The organism is Lactobacillus apis, assembly GCF_003150935.1.
Taxonomy (GTDB): domain Bacteria; phylum Bacillota; class Bacilli; order Lactobacillales; family Lactobacillaceae; genus Lactobacillus; species Lactobacillus apis.
The window spans coordinates 1,075,019-1,099,830 of record NZ_CP029476.1; the positions used below are offsets into that span (position 1 = coordinate 1,075,019).

The window sequence follows — 24,812 nt, forward strand, 5'->3', positions numbered from 1 at the left end:
TATCTTTCTTTTAGTGAATTTACTTATTTTATATGATAGCATGATATTAATGGAAACTAAATTTCAAAATCAAGAGGTTTAAAAATGGATGAATTAGATAAAGACTGTTTATTTTGCAAAATTATTCGTGGTGAAGTTCCTAGTTATACCGTTTTCGAAAATGATGACGTTAAAGCTTTTTTAGATTTATCACAGGTTAATCCAGGACATACCTTAATGGTGCCCAAAAAACATCTCACAAACTTATTTGATTATACTGCCGAAGATGCAGAAAAATACTTAAAGTACATTCCGGCAATTGCCAATGCAATTAAGAAATTCGATCCTAAGATAACTGGAATGAACGTTACCACCAATAATGGTGAAAGTGCTAGTCAAGTTGTAATGCACTCACATATTCACTTCATTCCCCGCTTTGAAGGTGATGGTTTAAAAATTGTCACCCGGAATAATGAAGATAAATACACTCCTGATGACTATCAGAAGATTGCTGATCAGATTAAAGCACAATTTTAAGGAGAAAAAATGAAACATTTTAGCCTAGGACTTGCCGTAGGTGCAGGGTTCGGGATGGTCCTCTCTCTTTTTGAAGATAAAAATGGCAATCGCTTAGCTAAACCAGTTCAAAAGCAATTTAGTGGTGTGAAAGATGATGTTACGAGTCTGACTAATGCTATCGCTGATTTAAAAACCGCTCAACAAGAACTAAAAGATGCAACGCCGATTGCTAAACAGGGAATGACTGAAGTAGAAAAAGAAATTGAGTATTACCAACTTAGTGTTTCTCGCATAGTTGATAGTTTACAGCAAGAACTTGATAAACTAGTTCAAAGTACACCAAAGAACAAATAATTCTAAAAATTGTTAAAGAAAGTTTGTTTTTTGAATGAATTCTGTAAATTTAAAAACTTGTTCTGCGAGTTTATGTTATATTAATTGTCGGTGACTTATTTAATTAAGGATGTGGAGAAATATTTTATGAAAAAATATATTAAAAAATTAGCTACAGTAGCTGCTGTAGCTGGTATTGCGCTATCAACCACTGCTTGTTCTAACGGTGGTAAAACAGTTGCTTCCTATAAGGGTGGCAAGATTACCCAAAATGATTACTACGACGAAATGAAGAAATCACAAGCGGGTCAAACTACTCTTGCAAACATGATTATTAACCATGTTTTAGAGCAACAATATGGTAGTAAAGTTTCTAAGAAACAAGTTGATAAACAATTCAACAGCTATAAAAAGCAATATGGTTCTCAATTTAATGCCGTTTTACAACAAAATGGCATGACAGTTTCAAGTTTCAAGCAAAACTTAAAGACTAATTTGCTCAGTGAAGCTGCATTAAAAGATGTTAAGAAAATTTCCAAGAGTCAAGAAGACAAGGCTTGGAAAGAATATCAACCTAAGGTTACTGTTCAACACATCTTGGTTTCTAAGAAATCACAGGCTGACACCATCATTAAAGAATTAAAGAATGGTAAGAGCTTCAAGAGCTTAGTTAAGAAGTACTCATTAGACCCTGGTACTAAGGCTGATGAAGGTAAGCTTCCTGCATTTGATTCAACTGATGCAACTTTAGATCCTGCATTCAAGAAAGCAGCATTTAAACTTAAGACTGGCGAAACTACTAGTAGCCCAGTTAAATCTCAATCTGGTTACCACGTAATTAGAATGATTAAACACCCAGCTAAGGGTACATTTGCTTCTCACAAGAAGGAAATTGATGATGAAATTTATCGTTCAATGTCCCAAGATCAGGAAACAATGCGTAGTGTTATTTCAACTGTTCTAAAGAAGGCTGATGTTTCAATTAAGGATAACGACCTGAAGAACGTCTTATCATCTTACGTTTCTACTTCAGATTCTAAGAAATAAAAAGCAATAAAAAAGAAGTTCATTAGAAAATGAACTTCTTTTTTTACTCTAATTTTTTAAACTTCGTCAACGCCTCATCATTCTTCGGCCGATAAAAGCGTCTTCCACCCTGGCTCATAATGTTATCTGTAAAATTACCAGGACGCGTATTTTGCAGCGCGTTCGTTATTGCATAAAGCGATGCATCCAAGTCATCAATTCTGTGTAATAACTCAGCTTCTAATAAAGCCGGCAATTTTGGTGAACCATATTCAAATTTACCGTGGTGCGACAATACCATGTGGCGTAACAACAAAACGTCTTCTGATTCAAGATCAAAATTTAGTTCTCTTGCAGCAAGCATTATTTGCTCATCAATTAAAACTAAATGACCAATCAAGTTACCTTCCGTAGTATATTGGGTTGCCACTGGACCAGACAATTCCAAAACTTTACCCATATCATGTAAAATGCAGCCAGCGTATAAGAGCGAACGGTCAACTTGCGAATAGTTATCGGCAATTGCTTTAGCATCTCTTAACATTGACAGTGTATGATATGCCAGACCGCCACGTACCGCATGGTGATTGCTCTTGCCTGCTGGATAATCAAAAAAGCGCTTGTCCCATTTTTTCAATAAATAGCGCACAATTCTATTCCAAGTTGGATTTAGGATTTCAAACACATACTGATTAATTTCATCTTTCATTGAAGAAATTTCTTCTGGCGCCGATTTAACAAATTGATTTAGATCATAGCCCTCTTCAGGTCCTACCACACGCAAACCATAAATCTTAATTTGTGGCTGTCCCTGATATTCTTCGCGCTTACCGTCCAATTCAACGATTGTGCCACTACTATAGGTTGCAGCATCTTGATTAGTTGCATCCCAATAATTTCCACGAATTTCACCAGAAGCATCACCAAAAGACAATGCCAAATATAATTTACCCTTCTGAGTATGTCTTAACTGGGAATTCTTAATTAAGACAATCGCCTCTAATTCTTCGCCATCATTGTAGTCCAGTAAGTGTTTATACATTACTCGGTTCCTTTCGTAAAAGTTAGCGGCTTAAGCTGTAACTTTTCAACTAATCCAGCTTGTGCGGTAAAAATAAGTACTTGATTATTCTCGGATACCTGGCCCAACAACTGCTTAATTTGATTTACTCTTTGATCATCAAAGTTTACAAAAGAGTCGTCAATTAAAATTGGCAAGTTAATCTGATCTTTAATTTGTTCAACAAAAGCCAACTTGAGTGCAAAATAAAGCTGCTCAGATGTGCCACGTGACAAATATTGTACTTTAATCTTTTTACCATCGAATCTAGTAACTGTTAATTTCTTATCAATATTAAGACTATTATACCGATTATTTGTTAATAGTCGCAAATATTCTTTTGCTGTCTTTAACATTTTAGGGAACCGCTCATTTGAAGCGAGGTCTAAGGCGCGTGAAATCCACTTTGAAGCAGCTAAATTAGCTAGATACTCAATACTTAAGTTTCTAAATTCAGTTTCTGTATTAGCTAATTCTTGTTTGGCTGCAAAAACGGCATTTGAATTCGCCAAATTGGTCATTTTTACCTTTGTTTCGGCATCTTTGGTTTGCAATTCCTTGATTACTTCTTGCTTTTGGTCAATTTTAATTTGGACTGTTTCTAGCTTTTTGGCAAGTTGATCACTTTCTTGAAGCTGCTTAATCTCAGCTAGATTTTCACCAAGATTATCCTTCAAAAGAGAAATCTTAGTTTTTAGTTCGGCTTGTCGAGTACTCTTAGCCTGCAAAGCTTGGTATTCAGCCATATCTTGAACCTGTGCCTGAGCAAATGCCGTCTTTAACCGTAAATTCAGATCATGCAACTCAGCTTGAGTTTTTGCCAGCCGCTTTTGCAGATCAATTCTTTGATCTGCTATGTGCCGCGAGTTCGCTAACCGATTCTCAAGTTCATCTAATGAAGCTATAACGGCCTCAAAACTAGGTTCAATTGAGCGATCGAGTGTGGCACTGATTTTCATTGCAATTTTTGCAAGTTGCTCGTTAAGCTCGCGTTCATGCTGCAAATCATTCTGCTTTTTTTGCTCAAGCATTTGGTATTGACGCCATTCATTGACCAAACTATGAAGATCAAGCTGATCAGGATTAAGACCATACTTATGTGAAAATGTAATTCTTTGTTCCTTAATCAGCTTCGCCTGTTTAGCCTGTTGGTTGAGCACACGCTTTTCTTGCTTTTGTTTGCCAATGCCCCAACAAGCTCCGACTAGGCCAATTAACATGACCAAACCACCGATTAGAGGTGATGATGCAACTAACAGAATTATGCCGATAACAAAGATTAAACCTGAACCAATCGCAGCGTATTTACCAACAGAATTTTCAGAACTAGAGGTATTGTCTTCAGAAGCTGGCAATTTTTCAAAATCATTTTGTAATTGAATAATATCTGCCTGAGTTAAATTGGTGATTTGATGCAAGTCTGGATTTAAAGTGAGTAATTGCTCCTGCTGCTGACTAACTTGCTGAAAGTCCTGCTGGCAATCACGGTCTTCTGCGCGCCATTGCAATATTTCAGGCTTTTTTTGTACCAACAACTTCAAAGGATTCTGATTTTCATCATTAGACGAAAAGTTGGCGAGTTGTTGTTCTAGCTCACTTTGCTCTTTTTGAAGATTTTTGCCTTCTAAATCGAGTCTTTGCGCAGCTTGATATTTTTCTGGATCAAATTTAACTTGTTCCACTTCCTGCTCTAGTTCAATTAGCTTGCGATAGTTAGGAACCTGGTTTTGCAGCTGCCGTAATTGCTCTTGCTCACTCTGAAGTTTTTGAAGAGCTCGCTCCTGTTCTTCTAGTGCACTTACTTGTGTTTTTTCTTGCTCACTCAAAGTGCGATAATCATTAAACTCGTTTTCAGCTTCATCAACCTTAATTCGCTGATCCTTTAATTTGTTAAAAAGAACATTAAGTGGCGGGTTACTCCCCATCTTTTTGAAGATTTCGGAAGCTTTTTTAGCAAAGTCATCTCTTAAATCGATTAACTGGTCACTGTTTGAGGCTCCCAAATAATAGATTCGTTCCAAGAGGTCAGTTTGTTGAATTTTCTCAACTTTAGCAAGCATGTCTTGATTAAAAATAAAACTATCCGCATAAAAGTCGCCATCAATATTTTTGATTTCTTCGAAAAAGACGCTTTCTGGAACAATCTGCTCGTTTAGTTTTACCGTTAATGTGCCTCCTTTAAGTCCTTTACCGCCAGCATATAAGCGCTCAAGTTCAAAGAGATCTCCTTGATTGTTTTCAAAAAATAAAGAGCCCCCCATCGGACTGACCCGCGCTAAAGGTGTGTAATCTTCAAAAAAAGTTGAACTCTGTTTTTTTAAATGAAAGCCAAACATAATCTGCTTAATAAAGGCAACTACCGTACTTTTACCAGCTTCGTTCGTACCATAGAAAACGTTGAGTTTAGGACTGGACAGGTCAAAGGTAACATTAGAAAACTGCCCAAAATTGACAATTTTAATTTTCTTTAACTTCATCGCTAATTCCTTTCAGCTTGCTATTCAGTTTAACCTCGGCCAGTTCCTTCACTTCCTTTAGAAAATCTGGAGCATTTTCCAGTTGATTTGAGAGTTCATCTTTTTTGGCCCAGTCTTTACTTAATTCAGTAAATTCATCTGTAGCAAAAAGCTCTTTTTCTGCTCGATTAAAAAAGGCAAGATCACTTTCAGCGATTTTTAGCTGACTATTCGCCGAAAGACGAACGTCTACTAATTGAGAATCATAATCTAATTGATTGGAAATCATGCGCCAAAAATCATTTTCCTGAATCAGCTCACGCTCTTTATCATTTAAATACTCCGCTCCGCTTATTTGCAGACAAAAGTAAGTTGTTTCATTTGGATTTAATGAATCGATAATTAGATTCTGCAATTCGGTTTGTGAAACTTCAGAATTCAACTTAATTACTTGCTGCTGCCACACAATTGGACCTGTTTGAACAAACTGAATGGTTGTTTCCTTTGTCTGTTCATTAATTTCACCCAAGTAGCAGCCTTTTTTATCTGTTTCGTTAATGTGGCGCCCTTGAATATTTCCAGAGTATACAATCCACGGATCTTTAGCTAAAACCTGTCTAAGATGAATATGACCTAAAGCAAAATAGTCATAATTCAGGTCTTTTAAAGCAGTTAAGCTGAAAGGCGCATAAACATCCTGGGCACTTTGATTCGTCTTTTCTTGTGCATGCATTAGTCCGAAGGTGTAATGCGCTGCTTTACTAGGAAATTGGCTCGCCTTATCTTCCGTGATGTGATTATTTAAATAAGAAAAACCCGTTACATCATAAGTAAAGCCCGTCTTGGTTTGACAAGTAATAGACTCGATTTTCTCTTCGTCGCCAAGCAACTTGAAATACTGGCTTTCGGGAACGAGCAAATCAGCTTCTGCCATGTGATCATGATTACCAAAAATCATGACTACTTGAATTTGTGCCTTAGTTAGCCGTTCAATTTGCTCAGCGAAAAAAATCTGCGTACTTGGGTTAGGACGCGCACTATCGAATGTATCACCCGCAATCAATACTAGGTCAACGTCTTCTTTTAAAGCCAAGTCAACAATCTTGGTGAACGATTTATTGGGTGCCTGATGTATTTGTAAAGAGCTCTTAGATGGCAAAAAAGATAGCCCCAAAAAAGGACTATCTAGATGCGCATCCGCTAAGTGGATAAATTTCATTGGTCTAACTAATTTCTAAGACCTTTATACAGATCATTAATCGGCTGAGTAATTATCTTCTGTACTTCTTCAATCGTACCATATAGACCTTGTTCTGCTTGTAATAAGTTCAAAATTTGTGGATCTTGTTGTACTTTTTCATTTAAGTTTTTATATTCATCTTGAAGCTCTTGCGATAAGTCTTCACCTTTGGATTGGGCAATTACAATCGCATTTTGTACCTTGTCCATTTCCTTGAAAAGTGCATTACTTTCTGCGTTATTCTTAACACCTTCAATTGCTTCTTTCAAACCACTAAATTCATCAATTTCTTGCAGTTCGGATGCTAATTGATTGGTCGTATCGAAAATATTCACCATTTTTTAGTCCTCCTAATCATCGGTCAAAAAGACCCTTTAGGTTATTATACCATTCATTTAGCTTTTCTCCCGCTGACCCTATACCTTTTTGAATTTTATCATTCAACCCGTTTGTCCAATCCGATCCAGTACCATTATTTTGGATAATTTGCTTAGGAGCTTGTTCGGTAAATTGGTTCTGGGCAGTATAAGGAAGTATTCCTTCCATCTCTGCCTTGTATAGTCTAGTGATTTCAGTTTCTGAAACACCGTGCATGAAATGTTGCTTATTAGTGCGATCGTAACCAACCCAAGTTGCAACAACTACGTCAGGCGTATAACCAACAATCCACTGATCCTTGGTTCCAAAGCCGTATGAATTTGGAACCTCAGTTGAACCAGTTTTCCCGGCAACTCGAAAACCAGCTGGTTGAGCAGATGCTCCTGTACCATTGGTAAACACACCTAATAACATTGTTGTCATTTCACGTGCTGTACTTTCAGAAATAATTCGGTGTCTGCCAGTATCATGATTTTCGGCAATTACGTTACCACTTGCATCAGTAATTTTAGTAATGAAATATGAATTATTCGGCAAATTACCTTTATTGGCAAAAGCAGAATATGCTCGTGCCATCTGTAGTGGAGATACACCGGTTGATAAACCACCTAGGGCTAAAGCTAGGTTTTGATCTTCTTTTGGAACTTTAATTCCAAAATTATTTGCTGATTGTACCCCTTTGGACACACCAATCCGGTCTAGTAACCAAACTGCCGGTACGTTTTTACTTTGAGCTAAAGCAACATACATTGGAATTTTATTTGAATAGCCATTATCAACGTTATGCGGCTCATAACCATTTTTACCAAAACGCTGCAACTTATTAGAAAGCTGAGAGTCATAATGATAGCCTTGTTGTAATGCAGGTGCGTAGCTCACAATCGGTTTAATTGAAGAGCCAGGCTGACGCTTCATTTGGGTAGCTCGGTTATAGCCACGAAAGACATGCTTGCCACGTCCGCCAATGACCGCCCTGACTGCTCCAGTACCTGGATCCATTACCACACTAGCGCCTTGCGTCTTTGTTCCATCAGTTGAACCTTGAGGGAACAACCAGTCTTGGCTAAATTTTTCTTGGAGTTGTCCCTGATAATTTTGGTTCAGCGTCGTGTAGATACGCAGCCCCTTATTCATAACATCTTCTTCTTTTAAGCCATAGCGTTTGATCGCCTCATCGACAACAGCATCAAAAAAGTACGGGTAGCGATAGCCATCCTGGTTGTGATAAGTATCACGCAGAACCAAGCTTTGGCTTTTTGCAACCTTAGCTTGGGAAGATGTCAACTTGTTGTTTGCAACCATTAAATCCAAGACTAAGTTCCGTCTTGATAAAGAATAATTCATATGGTCAATTGGGTTATAATTACTTGGATTACGTAAAATTCCTGCTAAGGTTGCACCTTCTCCGACCGTTAACTCATTTGCGTTTTTACCAAAGTACTTTCTACTAGCATCTTGGACTCCCCAAACCCCATTACCAAAATAGGCATTATTAAGATACATTGTTAAAATATCTTTTTTGGAGTATACATGAGTTATTTCAACCGCAAAAAATAGCTCCTCGATTTTTCGCGACAAAGTCTGCCTCTGAGTCAGTAAAGCGTTTTTGGCCAGCTGCTGCGTTAAGGTCGAACCACCACCTGAAATTTGACCATGGTGAATGACCAGTCCTAAGGCCGCACGTCCCATTCCCTTAATACTAAAGCCAGGATTTTTCCAGAAAGTACGGTCTTCAGTCGATATCACAGCATTTTTTACGTTTGGCGAAATTTTGTTATATTCTACGAAAGTACCCTTTTGCGAATATAGTGCTCCTGCTTTTTGACCTTTATAATCATAAATAGCAGTCGTCGTAGACAATGAAGCCTTCAAATTTGAAATGTTTGATGTTTTAACTTTGACGGTATAATAAGTACAAACCAAAAGCGTCATGCTGAGCAAGATTAAGATAATCCAGCGCCCGATATAAAAGCGGTGATCAATGCGATACCATAAGGCCGCTAAGCCACTTTTCTTTGGTTCATTATTTTCCATTTTATCTGCTCCTTTAGAAACAACTAAAATTTTATCATATTAACAAGGCTTCCCTTTATTTTCAAGAAGATTTAACAAATATTTATGAGCTATTACTTTACATTTAACATTCCAACAAATCATGAACCCTGTTCAGTAAACGACTTGTTACGTCAATTACTAATTCCACGCAAATGGCGTCATTTTTTGCGTACCGAACAAAAGATAATAATTAATGGTGCTTATCGGTATTTCAATCAAGCGGTCTATCCTAACGATAAAGTCGAACTTTGGTTAGACCACGTTGAAACAGCGCAAAATGAATATGCACCTAGTGATAAAATACCGGAAATAATCTACGAAAATCCAAATTTCATAATAATTAACAAACCAGCTGGTCAAAAAACTCATCCTAACTTGTTTGAAACTAACACTGCCCTAAATGATTGCGCCACCTATCTGGGCTTTTCTCCCTTTATTGTACATCGTTTAGACATGTTGACGAGTGGGCTGCTCCTCGTTGCCAAAAATCCAGCAGTTGTGCCTATTCTAAACCGTGAATTAGTTACCAAGGCCTTTCACCGTGAATATTTAGCAGTTGTTAATCTAGAAAAAGCAATTGATGATAGCGGAACAATTGACCTACCCATTGGACATGATCCATTTGATCAACGTAAGCGCAAAGTCGTTAGTGACGGACTGAAATCAATCACACACTATCAAGTTTTGAAGCGCTATGACAACAATACAGCTTTAGTTAAATTAACATTGGAAACTGGACGCACACACCAAATTCGCGTCCATCTTGCCGCAATTGGTTGTCCAATTATAGGTGATCCACTCTATAACCGAAATGATAAAAAAGACGAGTTTCTCCACTTAACCGCATATCAGATTTCTTTACAAGTACCTTTCACATTAGACGAACTGAGGGTCAAATTACCTGTCGAAAAAGTGCTTTTACTTAAAAAAGCAAAAAACTAAATCATTTTTGATTTAGTTTTTTGTTTTCTATTAATTTAGATGTAAGAGTTACTGGCGATAAGCTGTTGCAGTTGCCTCATAACCCCAGAATTCAGGTAGTTTATAGCTAATTGTATATTCAAGTAGTTCACCAGAAACTAGTGGCAAATAAGTTTCTCGTTCCTGATAAATAAAAAGTTGTTTTGCTTCTTGTGTGAAGTACTGCAATATTTCTTTATCGGAAACAGTTTTTGCCCAATTTTTTTGTTTAAATGGCAATTCAAAAGGATCAATTTTAGAGTCATCCCTAACCTTTTGGTAAATTGAATTGAACAATGACAAGTTATCCAATTCATCAGTATTTAAATAATTTGGATTTAGATAACTAATTGAATATTGACTTACTTTTTTACCAATATAGCGTAAACGTCTTACTTCAAGATAATTGTTAATCTCATCGGAATGAAGTTTTTGCAGCACATCTTGATCATCGCCCATTCTTACTAAAAGTACTTTAACACTTTCAGTTTGCCCCTCAGCCAAGTTCAAATCCGTGAGCATTGCAACCTGCTTATGTGCTTCTTTTGCTACAAAAGTCCCACTTCCTTGAACTCGAGTTACCTTATTTTGTTGTTCTAAGGTATTTAGAACTTTTACTGCGGTCGTAGAGCTAACATGATAAATTCGACTGATTTCTGCTTCACTATAGAAACGATCACCAGGATTCAGCCATCCATTATCTAACTTTTCAACCAATTTTAAAACAATATCTTGATATTTTGACATCAATTTCACCGGCTTTATTTAAAGGAAACCTTGGCTATTCTTACACACCAATCTGTCCCATAAGTGTAACCACCTATGTCCACCGTAAGCGTTCCTCTATCAACATCTTGCATAAAAGGAAGTTCTTTTTGATCATCTAGCCAAGTTATTTTTTCTATCTGTTTGAATATACCACTAAATGAACGTAAATTGATACCTTCTCCGCCTAAAACTACATTATCATCGCCAACAATTTCTAAATCATGTAAAAACAAATATAGAGTATTTTTATCTATCAGAGCAATATCTTTATCGTTTCCGCTCGCCTTGATTGCAGAAGAAGGTCGTGAGGTATAGATACTTTGCCCCGCCATCTTTGTCCATTTGCCGATTTGTTCCATAACGGCTTGATTCATTAACGGAATTTGTCCAGTTCCAGTTAAGCCAATGTTAAGTAAAATGTTAGCTCCAATGCCACGAGCATGAACAATATTTTCAATTAGCTCTTTTGTAGATTTGAAGTTTAAGTCATCTCTTGCATAGCCCCAATGTTTATTCATTGTTACTGAGGCTTCCCCAGCAACATATTTATCTTGGAAACCATGATTAACTTGATCTGGCGTTTTTCGCTCATATGTCACAACATCAATTTCAGGATTACTTATCTTTCCTCTGTTTTTTAAACCTGTATTGTTAACAATTATTGCGTTAGGCTGATATTTTCTGATTGTTCCATATAAACGATCTAATTTCCAATTAGCCTCTTTTTTATTCCAATCACCATCAAACCAAAATCCTCCAATTGAGCCATAATTCTTGCACAAAATTTCAACGGATTTTAATAGATAATCTAAATACTTATTGAAGTCAGTTTCATACAGTTCATTATGCCAATCATATGTCGCCATGTATAAAAAAGGCTGAACATTATATTTATGGCAGGCATCAATAAACTCTCGAATCAAGTCTCTATGGGCAGGACTGTGCATTGCATCAAACTCAGATAGTCCTTGGGTATCATACAGGAAAAAGCCTTCGTGGTGCTTGGTTGTTAAAACAATATACTTAGCACCCATTTTTTTAGCAGACAGAACAATTTGCTCGGCATCAAAATCTTTAGCAGAAAAATTGTTAATTAAATGCTCATACTCTGCTTTATCTCGATGATGGATATATTCTGTCCACTCTCCGACTTCTAATTGCGAATATAAGCCCCAATGAATAAATAAGCCTAACCCCAAGTCTTCATATTGCTTAATTCTAGTCAAAGCTTCTACCATGTTTATTCCTCCCAATCCATTTCAATATTTAACACATTAAGTTAAACACTAAGAAATATAAAAGTCCATAGCTGCTTTTATAAAATATTGTTATAAAGCTATTGCAATTGCTTTCATTTAGAATTAATATTTATCTTTTAACCAAGTTAACGCATTAAGTTGAAGGAGAGTGATTTTTATATGTATATCTTAGCAAGTCATGGTGACTATGCAAAACAAACGCTTAAGAGCTGTGAAATGATTACAGGCGAATTAACTAATTTCGCAACAGTTTCTTTTAAAGATCCGATGGGCATTGATGATGTCGTCAAATGCTATGAAGATATTTATCAGGGCAGACAAGATTCTGCTGAGGAAGTCGTAATTATTGCTGATATTCCAAACGGTACACCAGCAAACGCAGCAAATACTTTTATTGCAGAACATCCTGACGTCAAACTATATTCCGGACTTTCCCTTATGTTGACCTTATCACTGGCAACAGGAACTCCTGCTGAAGAAGCAATCAGTCAAACAATTGAATTAATGGCGTCAAACATCAAAAAGAAACCTAAAAAGCAGTCCGCAGCACCCAATAAAGAAACTGCTCCTGTAAATACTGGTAACCCTCTAGTCAATGTAAGAATTGATTCGCGCTTAATTCATGGTCAAGTTGCTACCATGTGGACTAGAAGTCTTAATACGACGAGAATCATGGTCGTTGACGATCAAATTGTTACCAGTAAGGTGCAAAAGGCAACCTTAAAAACGGCTGTTCCAGCTGGGATTCACTTAAGTATTCTTACAGCTAAGGGAGCTGCAGAACGAATCAATAGTGGGCAATATAACGGTCAAAGAGTTCTTTTACTCGTTAAAAAAGCCGCAAATCTTGGCACAGCTTGTATCCGCTGGTGTTAAGCTTCCGGCAGTAAATGTTGGTAACATGTCAATGTCTCAGGGAGCGCGTCAAGTTGCTAAAAGTGTTGCTGTTACTGACGAGGACACTGCTACCTTTAATCAGATGGCAGAAAAAGGAATTGAATTTTATCATCAAATGGTTCCGAACGATAAACAAGAGCCATTTATTTCAATGTTAAATAAGAAGGAGAACTAAAATGGCAATCACATGGTGGCAAATTTTACTATTAACAGCACTTGCTTTTTGGATGATTATTGACCAACTTACAGTTGCAATATTATGTAATTATCCGCTTTTAATTGGTCTTGTAGCTGGACTTATTATGGGTGATATAAAGACAGGCTTAGTTGTGGGCGCGACGCTTCAATTAATGGTGTTGGGTGTCGGTACTTATGGCGGTGCTAGTATGCCAGACTTTATGACTGGGGCTATTGTCGGCACTGCCTACGCGGTTATGAGCAACAAAGGTGTTAGCTTTGCAATTGGTCTAGCAGTCCCTGTCGGCCTTTTAATGGTTCAATTAGATGTTCTGGCCCGTTTCACTAATACATTCTTTTTACATCGAGTAGATAAGATGATTGAAGAAGATAATGAAAACGGCGTTGCCCATAATATTATTTACGGGATGTTTCCTTGGGGATTATCACGTGCACTACCGGTACTTTTGATGTTATTAGTTGGTAAAAACACAATTCAGGTTGTAGTTAACTCTATGCCTCAATGGCTAACTAATGGTTTATCCGCAGCCGGTGGAATTTTACCAGTTGTCGGAATTGCAATTTTACTTAGATTTTTACCTACTAAACGTTTTATTGCTTACCTATTAATTGGTTTCTTTTTAGCTGCATATATCAAAGTACCAATGCTTGGTGTGGCAATTATTGGTGCAGCAATGGCAATTATCTATTACAAACAAAGTGAAACTAAGGAAGCAACAACTACTCAAACTGAAGGAGGACATGAAAATGAACTCGGCGAATATGAAGACTAATTCCCAAAAAATAACTAAGAAAGATTTATTCCGCGCAAACTGGCGTTGGTTGTGGAGCAGCCAAATCTGTTGGAACTATGAGCGAATGATGTCGACTGGATATCTTTACACAATGTTACCAACAATTCAAAAACTCTATCCTGAAAAAGAAGATCGTGTTGCAATGATGAAACTTCACAACCAGTTCTTCAACACGAACGCATACGTCGGTGGGTTTATTGTCGGAATGGATATGGCCATTGAAGAAAAAGAAGGACGGAAAGCTGAAGAAGCAATTGCCGGTTTAAAAGCTGGTCTGATGGGCTCATTTGCTGGTGTCGGTGATACAATTTTTGGTGTTATTCTACCAACAATTTTCGGTTCAATTGCTTCATATATGGGACTAAAAGGAAATCCAATTGGTGCAATCATTTGGCTGATAGCAAACTTTGTTGTTCTGTTCTTACGTTTTGCCCTACTTCCGATGGGATATTCGCAAGGTGAGAAATTAATTTATGCAGCAGGAAATAAATTAAACAGACTAACTGATGCAGCAATTTTACTCGGAGTAACAGTTGTAGGGGCTCTGATTCCAACAGTTGTTAATGCAAATGTACCATTAGTCTTTAAAACAGGTAAAGTTGTTCTAAAAGCACAATCAATTTTAGATCAAATCATGCCTTCCCTTGTTCCAGTACTATTAGTTGCAGTCTGCTACTGGCTTCTCGGCAAGAAGAAAATGACTTCAACTAAATTGATTATTACCGTTTTGATTGCCGGAATTATTTTAGGTGGATTCGGCATAATTGGTAAATAAAAACGAGTCAAAAGAATAGATACTAGTTAAGCAAAAAGTAAAAGAAACCGTAAGTCAATCGACTCACGGTTTCTTTTGTTTTATTTATCTTTAGCTCGAGCAGTTATATAAGCGGTTATTCCCCCTTAAAAGTGCCAGCTTCAACTTCACGGATAAAATCAGCTACATGTCTGTAGTAAACATCTGGATTATCAACCATATGGTGATGTCCCGCATTCGGTGTAGTAACTAAGCGAGAATTAGGAATTTCTTTTTGCATGATTCTTGCTGTTTCTAAAGGCATTGTATCCTCTTCACCAAAGGTTAATAATGTTGGCATTTTGATTTCTTTTAAATACTTTCTAAAGTGCCAATCTTTCAATTTGCCAGTTACCACAAATTCATTATCACCTTGAAAAGCATGGTATACAGGCAATCCGCCAATCCGCTTAATATGATATAGCTTACATGGCTGACGACGATCAAGGAAGTTAATGTTCAATATTTGAACGTCCTCTTGGTAGCGTTTATTGTCATAGTCATTGTTTTCTTCACATTCACGCATAAAGTCAATTTCTGACTGTGGAAAAATTTCTTGTCTACGACGATTGATTGATTCAATATAGTCATCTGTATCATCAACCATAGAAGAAATAATTGTTCCTTTTAAGTGTTGACCATATTTAACCGCATATTCTTGCGCCAGCAAGCCGCCCCAGCTTTGTCCAATCAAGTAGCAATTATCAAGGCCAAGCTTGTCCCGAACCTCATCCACTTCGTCGAGAAAGTATTCGTAGGTTAGGTATTTAGCTGCAATCTCTGGATCATCATAATCGGGTTGATCTGAATAAAGTGAGCCCAATTGATCGTACATTGTTACTTGGACATTAAGTCCTTGTTTAGCCAATTGATCTGCGGCGTCTTCCCAATATTCATGATTGCCGCCTGGGCCTCCATGTAATGCTAATAAATGGATATCGCCTTCACCTTGGGTACTTGTCCATAAGTGATAGCCGTTATCTAAAGTGATAATTTTTGAACCTGTTCTCATTAGTTAGTCTAGTCCCTTTCTAGCCTATTTTTATCTTATTTTGCGTAACCAACTTTGTACCATAATGGGTGACCGTTATTACCCTCAGATGGCTTCAATGAATAACCAGTAATCTTATCGTTAATTGCTGAAATTTGGTATGAATTATCGATTGGAATTACATAAGCTTCGTCATTCATGTATTTTTGCCATTCATGGAATTTTTGAACACGATATTTATGGTTCAAAGCCTTTTGCGAATTCATTTCTTCCAAGAGCTTGTTGTTCTTTTCAGTTACAAAACGAGTCATATTAAACGGTGCAGTTTCACTGTAATATGGGTTTGGCGATGGTTCCGTAGGGGTTGACCAACCACCAATATACATATCAATCCCCTTGTCATCGTGTTGCAACTTATCGTAGAACGAGTTGTGCTCGATTAAACGGCCAGTAGCTAATTGAACATTCAAACCTACTTTATGCCATTGTTGGATGTAGTTTTGGATGATTGGTTCCTTAGTTGCATCCCCACTCATAGCAGCAACATTAATAGTTAAAGGCTTGCCGTTAGGTTGCACACGCCATTTACCCTTCTTCTTATAACCAGCCTTGTCTAAAATTTCATTAGCTTTCTTTAAGTTATAGTCAAAACCTTTTTCGCTCTTGTCGTAAAAGTCACCAAATTGTTGCGGAACAAGAGTTTTCACTCTGAAAGTTAATGAATAAGTGTAGCGTTTATTAACTGCATCAACGTTCATTGCATATCCAATTGCCTGACGTAAATACTTGTTGTTCATTTTAGCCTTTGGATTTTCAACGTTCTTGCTGAGCTTACTATCCCATTTACCAACCTTAAAACCTAAGTAGTGATATGCAATTGGAATTTGGGCAATGAAGTTAACGTCTTTAGTTTCCTTAACTTGTGGCCATTGCGTGTTAATTACAGGGATTACATCAAACTTATGACTCTTGATTGCTTGTGAAGCAGAGTTTGGTGAAATAACTGAAACAACAATCTTATCTAGGTTAGGCTTACCACGCCAGTAGTATTCGTTAGGTACCCAAGTAGCTGATTGACCACGAACAAGTTTCTCCATCTTATAAGGACCAAAGAATAATGGATTCTTTCTGATCTTGTCAGATGACTTTAATTTAGCAAATGGAACGTCTTTAAGGTAGTGGTATGGTTCAACCCCTTCCCAAAGTGAACGACTTCCCGCATTGTACATACTTGGGCTTAATTCAGTGAAGTGAAGAATCAACTTACGGCCATTTTCTCCATCTGGCATTTCAATTCCAGAAATAGTCTTAGCCTTACCTTCATGGTATTCTTTGAGGCCCTTTAAGAGTTCAAATTGGCTACTATATCTTTGGCAAGCCGTATCCTTGTTAGCTAGGATTTCATATGCATATTCATAGTCCTTGGCAACGACTTGCTTACCATCTGACCATTTAACACCTTTTTTAATATTAATGGTGATTGTGTTGTTTTTTGGATCTAATTTACGTGTAGCAGCACCCTTGTCCGTAACGCGATAATTGTCATCACTGTCAAACAAAGTTTCCTGGCCAGGAGAAGCAACTGTTGAATCCACATCTTCAGAAGATAATTCTTGAGAAAAGATACCTGAAAATGGGGTATCTGTTTCAACGGCAATTTTGACAGTGCCACCCTTTTTAATTGCCTTTTTCGGTGTTTCCATTGGAAACTTGGCTACAGATTTGGTGTCATCATTATTAGCACTGTTGTTGTCATTGCCTTTACCACATGCAGTTAAAGCAAATGCTGACAAACTCAAAATACCAATTGAAGAAAATAGTTTAGCTTTTTTCATCTTATTTCTCATTTCTTTATAAATTTAATTTATTAATATTAATAAATATATCATAGAAATAAAATTATTACATCATAATTATAAAAATAACATTTAATTTTAGTAAAGAAAGGAGTAAAATGGTGATAAAAGTCTGTTTTTTATCGATACGTTTACACTAATGTACCGGTAATTTTTAAAGGAGTAGTAATGGAAAAGCAAAAAATAACTGATTTCGCTGAAAAAGTAATGGATAAATTTAATTTACCTAGTCTAGGCTTTGGTGTATATCACAAAAATGAAAGCTACAGCCACGTCTACGGTGATGCAAACGAAGATAGTCTGTATCCATTGGCTTCTATTTCTAAGTCATTCTTAGCTACAGCAATTTGTCAACTGGCTGATGAAGGCAAAATTAGCTTAGATGATCCATTAAAGAAATATTGGCCTGACTTTAAAATGGTCGACAAATATGTTGAAGATCACTTAACATTCAGGGATGCATTAAGTCATCAAAGTGGCTTACCAGCACATGATTTAATGCGTTTTACTAATATGAATAAACATGATCTTTCATTAAAAGAAAAAGCAGAGCATGTCGGTTATTTACAGCCCAATCAAGAATTGCGTGTAAAAATGCAATACAGCAACTTGGTTTATGCTGTGGCTACCTACGTAATGGAACAAGCAATCGGTCAAGATTACGGTTCATATGAGCGTGAACACCTTTTAAAGCCACTACACATGAATGACACATACATCAACCATAATGAGGCTCCTCGTGACCGCATACCTAAGCCATATATTAGAGACAATGATGTAACAGAAGAAGTACCATTTATTGCACCTGGTAAAGTTGGTGGTGCCAGCAGTATGCTAGCTACAATTTCTGACTTGCTAACTTGGGCAGAATTTCAACTGAAAACCCAAAAATCAACCAAAGATGAAGTGACAGCACAACGTTATTTACCACAATCAATTATGTTACCTAATCGTCCTTACGGTGGGGCAAACTTTGGTGCTTATGGTTTGGGTATGATGATGGAAGACTATCGGGGTCACAAATACTTCTATCACAGTGGCTCATACATTGGTTATTGCTCATTCCTTGGTTTTGTTCCTGACCTTGACCTTGCCTTTGTCTTTACTACCAATATGGATTCAACAGATTCAATTTTTGCTCTTGGCTATCAAACAATTGACGAAACTTTAGGAATTCATGATACAGATTGGGCAGACAAAGTAAGTAAAATCATGGCAGATAAAAATCGTGCTCGTGAAGATAACATTGCTAAGCTTAAAGGACCATCTCCAAAAGCGGTAAAAGCAACAGCTGAATTACTTGGTGATTATCAAAATCCAGGTTACGGTTTGGTTACCCTCTGCGATGAAAACGGTGAACTAAAAGCTACTATTGGCAAATGGAATTACCCAGTAATTGAAAATGCAGACGGTAAAATGTTCATTGAAGAAAGATTATATCAACATGGCCTAATTCCAATTACATTAGGTAAAGATAAAATTGCACTTCAATCTGATCCTGCACTTAAAGAACCAACTGAATTTACAAAAGTAAAATAAAAAACTAAAAAGGCGCTGCAAATTGCAGTGCCTTTTTATATATAGAAAATCATCTAGTTTATTTGACTTTATCTAATGAGTCCTTAACTGCTTCCTTAATTGCGCGACTAGTTTGCGAAGCACCAGAAACTGCATCAACATCATACGTGTTTTCTTCGACCATTTTTTGTGGCAATTCTTTCACTGCCTTTAGACCATAGTCATCACTCTCAGTTTGTTTCAATATCTCAACATTTTTAATCTGGCCATTATCACCAACTGTAGTCCGGACAACAACACCGTCACCCATTCCTTGGTTGCTATAACCTAAATATTGGTTTTTACCAACAGAATATTGTCCTTTGTCCTCATCACTGGTTGTATCAAAATTACTATTTACAACTGCTTCGTTAAGGTCAATACCACCAGAAACTGGTAAATCCTGCTTAATCATTGCTGCGTTTTCTCCAGCAATTTTACCAGAAATCAAGCAATCCGCCACATTACCACCAGTAGTATATTTATTAACAAATGGTGAACCTAATTCTCCAGCTTCATACAAGTGTGGAATTGGTTGGTTATTAGGATCAAGAACTTGGCAGTGTCCGTCTCTTCTTCCTCCACCTTGCGTATTAAGCATATTTTGTCTTAAAGCAATTGCATAATAAGGTCCATTTTCGCTAAATTTACGCAAAGTTTTTGGATTTCGATGAAAGGCATAATCCTTGCCTTGTTCAGCCATAAAGTTAAATTCTTCAATTGTTTCAGTCAAATTGGTAGCACTCTTATTAATTTTCTCTGCTAATTCTTCGATTGTTTCTGCTTTAATGGCTTTTTCAAGGTAACCAGGAACTTTTAGACCATCATCAGGTTCATTCTTTAGTTCATTATATTTTTGTTGATCAAAGATCATGTATGGGCGCTCTTGATTTAGTGGAACAACCCAGTCGCCGTGGTTATAAATATGACCATGACGGTTCATTTCGGCTTCGTTAAAGTAACGTGTACCATCATCACCAACTACAACGACACTACCAGTTGAACTCTCTTGCCAAAAGACATTCAAAGCGTAAGTTGAGCGAACACCCTCTTTTTGACGCAATGATAAACCGTGGAATTGTCCCAATGATTCAAATGATCGCATATTCCACAATTGAGCATTTACTTCTTGCAGCATTTTAATACCGTCACCTTTATTATATAGGGAACCAATTGGTGACAAATAAGGCGATTGCAAAAACGTTTGAATCATTTCTTTATTATTTTCGAAACCACCTACAGCCAAAATTACACCATTCTTGACTTTGATATTTCTTAAAACATGATCACGTTCAATTTGAACACCAATAACTGTTTTTGAGACACCGTCTTGAATTAAATGCTTAGCTGGAGAAGAATACCAAATATCAATTTTATCTGAGCGATCAATGACCTTTTGTCTCAAAATCTTCCACAAAGCTGCGTCATCAACGCCTTCGTGAACTAAATAGTCGTCATATGAATCTGCATTAGGTAATTCAGGGTATTCAGTTACGTATGCTGTTGAAGGCGTTCCTGCGAGCATTTTTTTCATACTTACTGGCTCAACATCTAAGTACTTTCTAAAATAGTTTCCCATGTTAGCCATACCTTCAATCAAGTTTTCAAAAGCTTCATTGTCTGGCTTAAGCGGTGCCGCCATATGTTCATGGTAGTTCTTTAATGCTTCATAGTCAGTACCAGCACCAACCATTTGACCTGAATATCTTGTATTACCACCTTCATGACCCTCAGGGGCACTATCTACTAAAAGAACTTTTGCACCGTTATCAGCGGCAAATCTAGCAGCAGTTGCACCTGCCCCACCAAAGCCCAAAACGGCTACATCATATACTGCATCCCATTGAAATTTTTCGTTATTAACCATTTTTATTCTCCTAGATAAACTGTTGTTTACTCTTTTATTTAACACTATAATTTAAAGTATGTGAAATACTTAATTATTGAAATTACTATTACAAAATAGGAATAGGTGAGTAAAATGGATAGTCGGCTATTAACTTTTTTGGAAGCACTTGAAAGCAGCACGTCTTTTTCCGAAGCAGCACAAAAGCTTTATTTATCACAGCCTTACGTCAGTCGCGTAATCAAAAAATATGAAAAACAATACAATGTTACTCTAATTAATCGTAATTCTCACCCGGTACAATTAACCCCTGCAGGGCATCTTTTAATCACTTATTTGCGCAAAGATTTACAATTACAAAACGAATTAACTAATAAAATGAGAAAATATGAGCAAAGTTCTTTTCCCACATTACGAATGGGAATTACTCCCCCACTTGGAGAGAATTTTAACCTAACCATATTACCAATTTTATTGGAGAAGTTTCCTAACTTAAGAACTTCTACGCTAGAACTTAGTACAGCTGATGCAGAAAAAGCGTTTAAAGATGAACAACTAGACTTGTTTGTTGGTAACGTTATTCAACTTCCCAGTATTAAGAGCCAAAGCCTGCACAAAGATACTCAAGTTTTAGTTTTAGGTAGAAATTCAAAGTTATACCAGCCTTGCCAAAAAGAAATCCCTTTTTCTCTTAACAAACTTCATGAGCTCATCCTGGAAAACTTTATTATTGTTGATGGTGAACGCCATTATCAAGAAATTATTAATAACTATTTTAATAAAATTGGACTTCATTTTTACCCACAAATTCACGTTCGAGATTCGCTCACTGCCCTTAAGCTAGCGAGCAAGGGATTGGGAAACATGACAACTAGTATTGAAATGGTTAAAAATGATAGATTTAGCAATATCAATTATATTGTGTTGCCGGTTAATGAGATTAATGTCAATTTTGCGGTTTCTACTGATACATCAAATATTCAGCTGGCAGAAGAAATTAATGAAGTTAGCAAAATACTGAAAAGAACTTTTACGAGTAAAATCTTAACTTACTAGTTTTTATACTAATTTAGAGTACAGTATAAAAGCTACGATAATCTTTAAAAACAAAAGTATTATAATAAACTCTGAGTGTTACGTATTAATGAAAAATAGAAAGGTAACTTATTTATGAAAACAATTTACTTGGTACGTCATGGGCAAACTTTGTTTAATGTTCAACATAAAATTCAGGGCTTTTGTGATTCACCATTGACCGAATTAGGTATTAAGCAAGCTTTGACTACCAAAAAAGAATATTTTGAACACAAGCAGATTACTTTAGAGGAAGCGCATTGTTCTACTTCAGAACGAGCAGTTGATACTCTAAAGTTAATCACTGAATTGCCTTTTTCAACTCATAAAGATTTACGTGAATGGAACTTTGGTACTTACGAGGGCGAGGGTGAACATTTAAATCCTCCTCTTCCTTATAATGACTTCTTTGTTCAATTTGGGGGTGAATCCCAAGTCCAGCTGACTAGAAGAATCAATGAAGCCATTACTAAAATAGTTGCAGAGTCTAGCAATGAACAAATCTTAATCGTTTCGCATGGGGCTGCTATTGCAAACTTCTATCGACAATGGGAAAAGTACAACACCTTTACGCGTAAAGATCGAATTAAAAACTGTTCAGTGCTGAAATATACATTTGAAAACGATATTTTTTATTTACAAGAGCTTTTTAACCCAAGCTGCTAATTACATGCACTTTTTATAACCTAACGCAAAAAACTTCCTACATTTAAGATGATTAAATGTAGAAAGTTTTTTACATCTTAGCAAATTTACGTTCTTGCTTTACATTTTTCCACCAAATACTGGAAAATGCCCAGCAGAACCGTAATCAAAACTAGTGATATTCTCTAAAGTGGACATATCTTCAGCACTTATTTCAAAATTCAGCGCTGCATCCTGCTTCATATGATCTGGATTTTTTGCTTTAGGCAGAACTACAGTGTTTAACTGCCAATCATAACGAATACACAACTGAGCAACAGAAACATCATATTTATCTGCAATTTCTTTAATTGTTGAGTTATTCATAGCTTCTCCATGTGCAACTGGAGAAAATGATTCAACTACAATATCATTTTTTTGACAAAAATCGATTAGCTTCTTAGGAGTTGCTCCAATATGACACAAAATCTGATTTACCAGTGGTTTAGTATCACTGTTATCAATCAAATTTTTCAAATCCTCTGGTTCAAAGCTTGAAACACCAATAGCTCTTAATTTACCCTCTTTCATTGCATCCTCTAAAGCACGCCAGGTTTCTAAGTTGCCTTCAAAATGACGATCAGAAGATTGATTTACTTCTCGCCAAGGTTGCGGATTATGAATGATCATCATATCTAAGTAATCAAGTTCCATCCGTGTGAGAGTTTCATCAATTGACTTTTTCGCTTCTTGATAGTTTTTGATTTCAGCCTCAACTTTTGAATTAACAAAAATTTGGTCACGTTGAATGCCAGATTCTCTTATTCCTTGACCAACCCCTTTTTCATTATGATAAGCCTGTGCGGTATCGATATGACGGTATCCCATCTTTAAAGCGGCTGCTACAGGTGAAGCTACTTCATCGTCTGGAATTTCCCAAGTTCCCAAAGCTAATTTAGGGATTTTTACTCCATTAGTAAGTGTAAATGTTTCATCAAAAATCATAATTGTCCTCCCATATGTTTTTCTTGAGTATAGTTCTTAAAGCCCACTTTAAGTCAAGAATTTTTCCACTCATTTAAAAATTAGAGAACTAGCTTTTTGAAGTACAAAAAAAGCCAGTTTTAAACTGACTTTTTTTAGATATTAAGCTAACTTAATTATTCTAAGTTTAATGAGCTCTTATCAAATGCAACTGACTTAATCTTGTCGTCGATTGATGGAGTACCTAACCAAGTAATCATTTCCTTCATTGAGTCAGTGATTGCTTCAGTACCAGGAAGAAGAAGCTTACGAGGATCGTAACCCTTGTTGTCCTTGTCTTCATCCTTGTGAGCTTCGAAGTACTTACGAGTAGCTTCTTGGAATGCTAATTGGAATTCAGTGTTAATGTTAACCTTTGAAATACCAAGTGAAATAGCCTTCTTAACTTGTTCTTCAGGAATTCCTGAACCACCGTGTAATACAAGTGGAACTGAAACAGCATCAGCAATTTCCTTTAGACGGTCAAAGTTAAGACCCTTCCAGTCAGCTGGGTATACACCATGAATGTTACCAATACCACAAGCAAGCTTGTCAACGCCAGCAGCAGCAAATGCCTTTGCATCTTCAACAGAAGCAAGTTCTCCACCTTCGGAACCTTGGTTTTCACCAATCTTACCGATTTCAGCTTCAACTGAAATGCCGCGTTCGTGAGCCAACTTAACGATTTCCTTAGTCTTAGCTAAGTTTTCTTCAGTTGACAAAGCATGACCATCAAACATAACTGATGAGTAGCCAAGTGCAATACATTCCTTAGCAGCTTCAAAATCACCGTGGTCCAAGTTCAAAACAACTGGAACTGAGATATTCATTGAATCCATTGAGTCTTCAACAATATCCTTAGCAACCTTGTAACCACCCATGTACTTAGCAGCACCCATTGAAACTTGGATTAAAACTGGGGTTCTAGTTTCCTCAGCAGCTTGCAAAATTGCACGAGTCCATTCCAAATTGTTAGTGTTATAAGCACCTACTGCATAATGGTTTTCACGCGCATCTTTAAAGATTTGGTTACCATTATCTAAATATGCCATTAATAATTACCTCCTATTAATCTTACAGTCACATTGTACCGTAATAATGAAGTGATGAGCAATCTTTTAATCAA

Annotated in this window: 21 protein-coding genes and 1 pseudogene; 10 read left to right on the plus strand and 12 right to left on the minus strand. The window is 36.7% G+C overall.

The features are described from left to right. Nucleotides 1-84: 84 nt before the first annotated feature. From DKL56_RS05190 to DKL56_RS05200, 3 genes are all read left to right on the plus strand, one after another. Nucleotides 85-516, plus strand: a complete 432-nt coding sequence (locus DKL56_RS05190; RefSeq protein WP_109715661.1) for an HIT family protein — start codon at nucleotides 85-87, stop codon at nucleotides 514-516. Nucleotides 517-525: 9 nt separating this feature from the next. After that, the gene (locus DKL56_RS05195) at nucleotides 526-852 is read left to right on the plus strand and encodes a hypothetical protein (protein ID WP_109715662.1); all 327 of its coding nucleotides are present in this window, start codon (nucleotides 526-528) and stop codon (nucleotides 850-852) included. A 126-nt stretch (nucleotides 853-978) separates the two neighbouring features. Next, nucleotides 979-1,878 (plus strand): peptidylprolyl isomerase PrsA, encoded by a 900-nt coding sequence (locus DKL56_RS05200; RefSeq protein ID WP_074425028.1) that lies wholly within the window; start codon nucleotides 979-981, stop codon nucleotides 1,876-1,878. Between the two features lie 43 nt (nucleotides 1,879-1,921). On the opposite strand, the gene DKL56_RS05205 is transcribed toward DKL56_RS05200, so the two are convergent. The 5 genes from DKL56_RS05205 to DKL56_RS05225 are packed head-to-tail and all read right to left on the minus strand — an operon-like array spanning nucleotide 1,922 to nucleotide 9,025. Next, a complete protein-coding gene (locus DKL56_RS05205; protein WP_046307314.1) occupies nucleotides 1,922-2,899 on the minus strand; it encodes a 3'-5' exoribonuclease YhaM family protein in 978 nt (325 codons plus the stop codon). Further along, nucleotides 2,899-5,394: an ATP-binding protein gene (locus DKL56_RS05210; RefSeq protein ID WP_109715663.1), complete on the minus strand. Its 2,496-nt coding sequence runs from the start codon at nucleotides 5,392-5,394 to the stop codon at nucleotides 2,899-2,901. The genes DKL56_RS05205 and DKL56_RS05210 overlap by 1 nt, the downstream gene beginning before the upstream one ends. After that, on the minus strand, nucleotides 5,375-6,592 hold the full coding sequence (locus DKL56_RS05215) for a metallophosphoesterase family protein (protein ID WP_109715664.1): 1,218 nt from the start codon (nucleotides 6,590-6,592) through the stop codon (nucleotides 5,375-5,377). The genes DKL56_RS05210 and DKL56_RS05215 overlap by 20 nt, the downstream gene beginning before the upstream one ends. Before the next feature lie 8 nt (nucleotides 6,593-6,600). Beyond that, a complete protein-coding gene (locus tag DKL56_RS05220) occupies nucleotides 6,601-6,951 on the minus strand; it encodes a YlbF family regulator (protein WP_046307319.1) in 351 nt (116 codons plus the stop codon). 16 nt (nucleotides 6,952-6,967) lie between these two features. Continuing rightward, nucleotides 6,968-9,025 carry a PBP1A family penicillin-binding protein gene (locus tag DKL56_RS05225; RefSeq protein WP_109715665.1) on the minus strand — a complete coding sequence of 686 codons (2,058 nt, stop codon included), beginning with the start codon at nucleotides 9,023-9,025 and terminating at the stop codon, nucleotides 6,968-6,970. Between the two features lie 84 nt (nucleotides 9,026-9,109). Between DKL56_RS05225 and DKL56_RS05230 the strand changes: the two genes are divergently transcribed. Continuing rightward, nucleotides 9,110-9,988, plus strand: coding sequence for an RluA family pseudouridine synthase (locus DKL56_RS05230; RefSeq protein WP_109715666.1), 879 nt, complete (start codon nucleotides 9,110-9,112; stop codon nucleotides 9,986-9,988). A 48-nt stretch (nucleotides 9,989-10,036) separates the two neighbouring features. Here DKL56_RS05230 and DKL56_RS05235 read toward each other — a convergent pair whose 3' ends face one another. Further along, nucleotides 10,037-10,753, minus strand: a complete 717-nt coding sequence (locus DKL56_RS05235) for a GntR family transcriptional regulator (protein WP_109715667.1) — start codon at nucleotides 10,751-10,753, stop codon at nucleotides 10,037-10,039. Between the two features lie 14 nt (nucleotides 10,754-10,767). Further along, nucleotides 10,768-12,012 carry an alpha-L-fucosidase gene (locus DKL56_RS05240; protein ID WP_109715668.1) on the minus strand — a complete coding sequence of 415 codons (1,245 nt, stop codon included), beginning with the start codon at nucleotides 12,010-12,012 and terminating at the stop codon, nucleotides 10,768-10,770. A 180-nt stretch (nucleotides 12,013-12,192) separates the two neighbouring features. On the opposite strand from DKL56_RS05240, the pseudogene DKL56_RS05245 reads away from it, so the two are divergent. The 3 genes and pseudogenes from DKL56_RS05245 (at nucleotide 12,193) to DKL56_RS05255 (ending at nucleotide 14,697) form a co-directional block, all read left to right on the plus strand. Next, nucleotides 12,193-13,105: pseudogene (locus DKL56_RS05245) on the plus strand (PTS sugar transporter subunit IIAB). 1 nt (nucleotide 13,106) lies between these two features. Further along, nucleotides 13,107-13,901: a PTS mannose/fructose/sorbose/N-acetylgalactosamine transporter subunit IIC gene (locus tag DKL56_RS05250; protein ID WP_109715669.1), complete on the plus strand. Its 795-nt coding sequence runs from the start codon at nucleotides 13,107-13,109 to the stop codon at nucleotides 13,899-13,901. Beyond that, nucleotides 13,876-14,697, plus strand: coding sequence for a PTS system mannose/fructose/sorbose family transporter subunit IID (locus tag DKL56_RS05255; RefSeq protein WP_082089553.1), 822 nt, complete (start codon nucleotides 13,876-13,878; stop codon nucleotides 14,695-14,697). Before DKL56_RS05250 ends, DKL56_RS05255 begins: the two co-directional genes overlap by 26 nt. Before the next feature lie 115 nt (nucleotides 14,698-14,812). Here the strand turns inward: DKL56_RS05255 and DKL56_RS05260 are convergent, their stop codons facing one another. Both DKL56_RS05260 and DKL56_RS05265 read right to left on the minus strand, forming a co-directional pair. Further along, nucleotides 14,813-15,727 carry a proline-specific peptidase family protein gene (locus DKL56_RS05260; RefSeq protein ID WP_109715670.1) on the minus strand — a complete coding sequence of 305 codons (915 nt, stop codon included), beginning with the start codon at nucleotides 15,725-15,727 and terminating at the stop codon, nucleotides 14,813-14,815. 35 nt (nucleotides 15,728-15,762) lie between these two features. After that, nucleotides 15,763-17,541, minus strand: coding sequence for an oligopeptide ABC transporter substrate-binding protein (locus DKL56_RS05265; protein WP_109715671.1), 1,779 nt, complete (start codon nucleotides 17,539-17,541; stop codon nucleotides 15,763-15,765). Nucleotides 17,542-17,730: 189 nt separating this feature from the next. Between DKL56_RS05265 and DKL56_RS05270 the strand changes: the two genes are divergently transcribed. Continuing rightward, on the plus strand, nucleotides 17,731-19,101 hold the full coding sequence (locus DKL56_RS05270) for a serine hydrolase domain-containing protein (protein WP_109715672.1): 1,371 nt from the start codon (nucleotides 17,731-17,733) through the stop codon (nucleotides 19,099-19,101). 58 nt (nucleotides 19,102-19,159) lie between these two features. Here DKL56_RS05270 and DKL56_RS05275 read toward each other — a convergent pair whose 3' ends face one another. Continuing rightward, nucleotides 19,160-20,986 carry an FAD-binding protein gene (locus DKL56_RS05275; protein ID WP_109715673.1) on the minus strand — a complete coding sequence of 609 codons (1,827 nt, stop codon included), beginning with the start codon at nucleotides 20,984-20,986 and terminating at the stop codon, nucleotides 19,160-19,162. A gap of 114 nt (nucleotides 20,987-21,100) precedes the next feature. On the opposite strand from DKL56_RS05275, the gene DKL56_RS05280 reads away from it, so the two are divergent. Then, entirely contained in the window at nucleotides 21,101-22,021 is a 921-nt protein-coding gene (locus DKL56_RS05280) for a LysR family transcriptional regulator (protein ID WP_109715674.1), read from the plus strand. A 114-nt stretch (nucleotides 22,022-22,135) separates the two neighbouring features. Further along, nucleotides 22,136-22,705, plus strand: a complete 570-nt coding sequence (locus DKL56_RS05285) for a histidine phosphatase family protein (protein ID WP_109715675.1) — start codon at nucleotides 22,136-22,138, stop codon at nucleotides 22,703-22,705. 99 nt (nucleotides 22,706-22,804) lie between these two features. Here the strand turns inward: DKL56_RS05285 and DKL56_RS05290 are convergent, their stop codons facing one another. After that, complete coding sequence (locus tag DKL56_RS05290; protein WP_109715676.1) at nucleotides 22,805-23,671, minus strand: aldo/keto reductase; 867 nt, start codon at nucleotides 23,669-23,671, stop codon at nucleotides 22,805-22,807. Nucleotides 23,672-23,823: 152 nt separating this feature from the next. Further along, complete coding sequence (gene fba / locus DKL56_RS05295) at nucleotides 23,824-24,738, minus strand: class II fructose-1,6-bisphosphate aldolase (protein WP_109715677.1); 915 nt, start codon at nucleotides 24,736-24,738, stop codon at nucleotides 23,824-23,826. Nucleotides 24,739-24,812 lie beyond the last annotated feature (74 nt).

What these genes read in the sequence shown, in the direction of transcription:
- DKL56_RS05190 (WP_109715661.1), top strand. Translation starts at nt 85, where the DNA reads ATGGATGAATTAGATAAAGACTGTTTATTTTGCAAAATTATTCGTGGT.
- DKL56_RS05195 (WP_109715662.1), top strand. Translation starts at nt 526, where the DNA reads ATGAAACATTTTAGCCTAGGACTTGCCGTAGGTGCAGGGTTCGGGATG.
- DKL56_RS05200 (WP_074425028.1), top strand. Translation starts at nt 979, where the DNA reads ATGAAAAAATATATTAAAAAATTAGCTACAGTAGCTGCTGTAGCTGGT.
- DKL56_RS05205 (WP_046307314.1), bottom strand. Translation starts at nt 2,899, where the DNA reads ATGTATAAACACTTACTGGACTACAATGATGGCGAAGAATTAGAGGCG.
- DKL56_RS05210 (WP_109715663.1), bottom strand. Translation starts at nt 5,394, where the DNA reads ATGAAGTTAAAGAAAATTAAAATTGTCAATTTTGGGCAGTTTTCTAAT.
- DKL56_RS05215 (WP_109715664.1), bottom strand. Translation starts at nt 6,592, where the DNA reads ATGAAATTTATCCACTTAGCGGATGCGCATCTAGATAGTCCTTTTTTG.
- DKL56_RS05220 (WP_046307319.1), bottom strand. Translation starts at nt 6,951, where the DNA reads ATGGTGAATATTTTCGATACGACCAATCAATTAGCATCCGAACTGCAA.
- DKL56_RS05225 (WP_109715665.1), bottom strand. Translation starts at nt 9,025, where the DNA reads ATGGAAAATAATGAACCAAAGAAAAGTGGCTTAGCGGCCTTATGGTAT.
- DKL56_RS05230 (WP_109715666.1), top strand. Translation starts at nt 9,110, where the DNA reads ATGAGCTATTACTTTACATTTAACATTCCAACAAATCATGAACCCTGT.
- DKL56_RS05235 (WP_109715667.1), bottom strand. Translation starts at nt 10,753, where the DNA reads ATGTCAAAATATCAAGATATTGTTTTAAAATTGGTTGAAAAGTTAGAT.
- DKL56_RS05240 (WP_109715668.1), bottom strand. Translation starts at nt 12,012, where the DNA reads ATGGTAGAAGCTTTGACTAGAATTAAGCAATATGAAGACTTGGGGTTA.
- DKL56_RS05250 (WP_109715669.1), top strand. Translation starts at nt 13,107, where the DNA reads ATGGCAATCACATGGTGGCAAATTTTACTATTAACAGCACTTGCTTTT.
- DKL56_RS05255 (WP_082089553.1), top strand. Translation starts at nt 13,876, where the DNA reads ATGAACTCGGCGAATATGAAGACTAATTCCCAAAAAATAACTAAGAAA.
- DKL56_RS05260 (WP_109715670.1), bottom strand. Translation starts at nt 15,727, where the DNA reads ATGAGAACAGGTTCAAAAATTATCACTTTAGATAACGGCTATCACTTA.
- DKL56_RS05265 (WP_109715671.1), bottom strand. Translation starts at nt 17,541, where the DNA reads ATGAAAAAAGCTAAACTATTTTCTTCAATTGGTATTTTGAGTTTGTCA.
- DKL56_RS05270 (WP_109715672.1), top strand. Translation starts at nt 17,731, where the DNA reads ATGGAAAAGCAAAAAATAACTGATTTCGCTGAAAAAGTAATGGATAAA.
- DKL56_RS05275 (WP_109715673.1), bottom strand. Translation starts at nt 20,986, where the DNA reads ATGGTTAATAACGAAAAATTTCAATGGGATGCAGTATATGATGTAGCC.
- DKL56_RS05280 (WP_109715674.1), top strand. Translation starts at nt 21,101, where the DNA reads ATGGATAGTCGGCTATTAACTTTTTTGGAAGCACTTGAAAGCAGCACG.
- DKL56_RS05285 (WP_109715675.1), top strand. Translation starts at nt 22,136, where the DNA reads ATGAAAACAATTTACTTGGTACGTCATGGGCAAACTTTGTTTAATGTT.
- fba (WP_109715677.1), bottom strand. Translation starts at nt 24,738, where the DNA reads ATGGCATATTTAGATAATGGTAACCAAATCTTTAAAGATGCGCGTGAA.